Here is a 4,129-nt window from a genome sequence, read left to right as displayed (position 1 = left end):
AGCGCCGCCATGCGCGGCGAGAGCTCTGAAAACCCGGCCAGCACCAGACGCTGAAACTGATACTTGAGCCCCCCGGCCTGAACAGCGGAACAGACGCGCTCGAAACCAAGCACGCCGTCCTCGGCGTCAAGGGCTTGTAGCCGTGCGCGATAGGCATCGCGCCACAAAACAAAGCGTTGGTAATCGACAGACTCTTCAGCAGGCAAAACCTGGAGCATCCATTCAGAATGCAAGCGGTCGGCGTCCATGGCCAATGCTGCCGCCTGCCCGACGTCGAGCAACAAATGCTCGGCCTCGACTTCGGCGATGACCTGCTCCCAAAGGCCGCGCGCTCCAAACGCATCAAGTACATGCGAGGCCGAATCGTTATCGGCCGTGAAAGACAGCTCGTCGCTTGCCTGCTGCAGCCAGGCTCGCAAGGGCACAATATGGGGCAAGGCCATGACCCGGCTCGAGCCGCTCAAGCCGGCCGACAAACCGGCCAGTATGCGTCGGGCATAACGATTGTTGACCGTGAGGACCAGCGTTTGCGGGCTGTTGGGGTCGGCCAGTTGATTAAGCTGCAGGGGAGCAAGGTCGATTTCCATGCAGCGAAGTGTACCTTCACACCATTCGGCAGTGTATGAGTAAAATTGCCCGTTGGACCATTTTCACCTTGGGACCACGCCTTGAGTTTTGTTGCCCCCGCTTGCATTGATCGCTTCCTGGACGCCGTTTGGCTCGAAGACGGGCTGGCCGAGAACACACTCTCGGCATATCGCCGCGACCTCACCGCTTTTGCCCGCTGGCTGCACGAACTCAACGGTAAAGAACTGGACGCCGCACATGCGTCGGATATTCAGGAATGGTTTGCCGCCCTGCACGCCGGCTCAAAGGCAACCACGGCCAATCGGCGCCTGGCATCGCTAAAGCGCTATTTTCTTTGGGCGCTTCGACAGGGACACGTGCATGAGGACCCTTGCCTGACCCTGAAGGCCGCCAAGCAGGCCGCCCGTTTTCCCAAAACCTTGTCGGAAGACCAGGTAGACGCCTTGCTGCGAGCTCCTGACGACCGCGCACCACGCGGCCTGCGCGACCGGGCCATGCTCGAAACCCTTTATGCCACGGGCCTACGGGTTTCAGAACTGGTCGGGCTGAACCTGCTGGACGTGAACCTGAACGAAGGCGTGGTGCGCGTGAACCTGGGCAAAGGTGGAAAAGACAGGCTGGTGCCCTTGGGCCAGGAAGCCGCCCATTGGATCGATCGATACCTGGCCGATGCCCGCCCGCAGCTGCTTGGCTCGCGCCGATGCGACGCGCTGTTTGTTACCGCCCGGGCCGCCGCCATGACCCGGCAGTCGTTCTGGCTGATCGTGCGCAAATATGCCTTGCAGGCAGATATCCATGCGCCGTTGTCGCCCCACGTATTGCGCCACGCCTTTGCCACCCATTTGCTGAACCACGGCGCCGACCTGCGTGTGGTGCAGATGCTGCTGGGGCACTCTGACATTTCAACCACGCAAATCTACACGCATGTGGCGCGTGAGCGACTGAAAACACTTCATGCCCAGCACCACCCACGTGGTTAGCCAGGCCTTACCCAGGAATGGGCATGCCGTAGGTTTCGAGCTCGCGACCCACCGTCGAGCCCCACAACTGCGCAATTTTTTCGGCGGTCCAGCCTCCATCGCTGTAGGCGGTGCGGACCTCGTTCGGATGACTCCATAAAGCCAGTTTGTCGCCACCCAGACCAATACACTGCCCCGAAATACCGTGCGCCAGTTGCGAGGCCAAAAACACAAACAGCGGTGCGACGTCTTCGGGTACGCCCATACCCATGCCGGCACGCAGTTCGGTCGGCAAAGGCTTGCCCTGCGCCAGCAGTTCGACATAGGGCGCCATGGCCGGAATGCTTGCCACCATTTGGGTGAACGCCATGGGTACCACTGCATTGACCGTAACCTGGAATCGGGCGCATTCAAGTGCCCAGGTGCGCGCGAACGCGGCAATGCCCGCCTTGGCCGCCGCGTAATTGGTCTGGCCGAAGTTGCCACGCTGGCCGGCCGGCGACGACACCAGAATCAGTCTCCCCCCTTCGCCCTGCTCGCGAAACAGCCGGACGGCGGCACGGGCACAAGTGAAGGTACCCCGAAGGTGGGTGTCGATCACCGCATCGAAATCGTCATCCGTCATATTCCACAGGACCTTGTCGCGCAAGATTCCGGCGTTGGCACACATAATGTCCAGCCGCCCGAAAGCCTGAACGGCCGCGTCGACGCAGCGCTGCGCAGCCGCTGAAGAGCCGATGGCCACCACCTCGGCAACGGCCCGTCCACCCTCTGCCTGAATGGCCTGAACCGCCTGATGCGCGGCCGACTCGTCGATGTCGTTGACCACCACAGCCGCACCCGCAGCCGCCAATGCTCGGGAAATGGCCAGGCCCAAACCCTGCCCTGCACCGGTGACCACTGCCACTTTGCCATTCAGATCGATCATCGAAAGGTCTTCGACCGATATGCCGCCTTGATCAACTTGCTTCACGCCTTGGCTCCTTGCCCTGAATATAAGAATTACTGACCGCGATAAACGGGCGCACGCCGTTCCATGAATGCTCGCGGACCTTCGCGGGCGTCTTCCGTTGCCATGACGCGCTGATACGCCTGCTTTTCAAGCATGAATGCCTCGTGTTGCGGCAGGCCCATGGAAGCTACCGCCGCCTTTTTGATCTCGGCGACGGCCAGCGGGGCATTTTGGGCAATGCGTGCTGCCAGCCTCTGAGCCAAAGGCAGCACTTCGGGCCCATGTACGACATAGTTGATCAAACCCAGCTCCAGCGCCTTTTGCGCGTCGATGGCGTCGCCGGTCAGCATCAGTTCCATCGCATGGCAGTACGGCAGTTGCGCAGGCAGGCGCGACAAAGAGCCTGCGAAAGGTATCAGCCCGCGCTGAACTTCAGGCCAGGCAAAACGCGACTCACGCGAAGCGATGCGGATGTCGGTGCCCAGCAACAGTTCGGCGCCCGCCGCCACGCATGCCCCATTGACGGCGGCCACGACCGGCTTGTTCAAGTTCAGGTCACACAAGGACGACACCGGGATGACTTGCGGATCGTTAAGCAGGCGCTCGTCCCATTGGTCTTGCGGCTGCCGGTCGCCGGTCAGCAAGGGCAGCGTTTTAGCCAGGTCGCCGCCGGCGCAGAACGCTTTGTCGCCCGCGGCGGCAAGAATGACGACGCGCACCGAGCTGTCGTTGCGCACATCGATCAGGGCATCGGCCAGGCGACACAGCATCTCGGGGGTCAGGGCGTTGCGCGCCTCGGGCCGGTTCAATGTAATCGTGGCGATATATTCTTGTTTTTCGTATTGAAGTACTGAAGCTGCCATGTTGGTCTCGTTTGCAAGGCGGTGCAACGATCATAGCAAGCCGGCCGGCAACAAGATGTCGCCCGAAAGAATGACGGCAATGGGGGCAGGCAGACTGCTTTATAATCTCTGGCTGCGCGTTGTCCCCGTAGTTAAATGGATATAACTTTCCCCTCCTAAGGGAAGATTGTAGGTTCGATTCCTGCCGGGGACGCCAGCATCTTATCGGGCATCGACTCGATTGCGGGCGTACCCTCCGAATGCCGGCCAGTTCGGTGCCGGGCCACTCGTCCCAACCATGTCCGCTTCGCTTTGATCGCGTGCGCTCGTCTGCGCCTATCGTTTCAGCGAAACTCGGCCACTCATCGCGTAAAAACTGTTGCAACCACGCAAATAAATACACCTTGAATAGTGTATTTTGAACCCGTTTTTATTCGTTGAATCGCGAGCTTATCCCACAATGTTAAAGCTTTGAATAACGTTGATTAGCGGCGCGTAGGAATTGGCGGCAGCCAACCAGAGATCCGAAACACATAAGCCGATGGCCGGAGCAAAAATGCCGAATAAAGACAAATTAAAAGAAATTACCCTTTACTTAAAAGACGAAGACAGCACAACCCTGCTGGCCGAGCACCTCGCGCCCCTCATCCTTTCGCCCGGTGACGACGGCTCGGTAGGCGCCCACATCCATCTCAAAGGCGACCTGGGCGCCGGCAAAACCCACCTGGCCCGATCCCTGCTCCGGGCCTGCGGGGTTACCGGTCGTATCAAGAGCCCGAGCTACGCGC

The 4,129-nt window shown here is 60.2% G+C and carries 4 protein-coding genes, 1 tRNA gene and 1 pseudogene; 3 read left to right on the top strand and 3 right to left on the bottom strand.

Annotated features, from left to right (window positions below):
- A pseudogene (locus VL003_RS03300) lies at positions 1–587 on the bottom strand (PD-(D/E)XK nuclease family protein); the annotation flags it as partial.
- Positions 588–668: 81 nt separating this feature from the next.
- On the opposite strand from VL003_RS03300, the gene xerD reads away from it, so the two are divergent.
- The gene (xerD, locus tag VL003_RS03295; protein ID WP_325439545.1) at positions 669–1,568 is read left to right on the top strand and encodes a site-specific tyrosine recombinase XerD; all 900 of its coding nucleotides are present in this window, start codon (positions 669–671) and stop codon (positions 1,566–1,568) included.
- Between the two features lie 7 nt (positions 1,569–1,575).
- Here the strand turns inward: xerD and VL003_RS03290 are convergent, their stop codons facing one another.
- Both VL003_RS03290 and VL003_RS03285 read right to left on the bottom strand, forming a co-directional pair.
- The gene (locus VL003_RS03290; RefSeq protein WP_325439543.1) at positions 1,576–2,520 is read right to left on the bottom strand and encodes an SDR family NAD(P)-dependent oxidoreductase; all 945 of its coding nucleotides are present in this window, start codon (positions 2,518–2,520) and stop codon (positions 1,576–1,578) included.
- Positions 2,521–2,549: 29 nt separating this feature from the next.
- Positions 2,550–3,362 carry an enoyl-CoA hydratase/isomerase family protein gene (locus VL003_RS03285; RefSeq protein WP_325439541.1) on the bottom strand — a complete coding sequence of 271 codons (813 nt, stop codon included), beginning with the start codon at positions 3,360–3,362 and terminating at the stop codon, positions 2,550–2,552.
- Between the two features lie 121 nt (positions 3,363–3,483).
- On the opposite strand from VL003_RS03285, the gene VL003_RS03280 reads away from it, so the two are divergent.
- Positions 3,484–3,558, top strand: a tRNA-Arg gene (locus tag VL003_RS03280).
- A 339-nt stretch (positions 3,559–3,897) separates the two neighbouring features.
- A partial coding sequence (locus VL003_RS03275) for a tRNA (adenosine(37)-N6)-threonylcarbamoyltransferase complex ATPase subunit type 1 TsaE (protein ID WP_325439539.1) occupies positions 3,898–4,129 on the top strand: 232 nt, incomplete at its 3' end.

It is taken from the genome of Pusillimonas sp. (assembly GCF_035515275.1).
In the GTDB taxonomy this organism is placed as follows: Bacteria; Pseudomonadota; Gammaproteobacteria; order Burkholderiales; family Burkholderiaceae_B; genus Pusillimonas.
The sequence above is the reverse complement of the archived record's forward strand: the minus strand, read 5'-3'. Positions and strand labels throughout refer to the sequence as shown.

Excerpts from the sequence above, each read along its gene's own strand:
- VL003_RS03285 (WP_325439541.1), bottom strand. The coding sequence starts at position 3,362 with ATGGCAGCTTCAGTACTTCAATACGAAAAACAAGAATATATCGCCACG.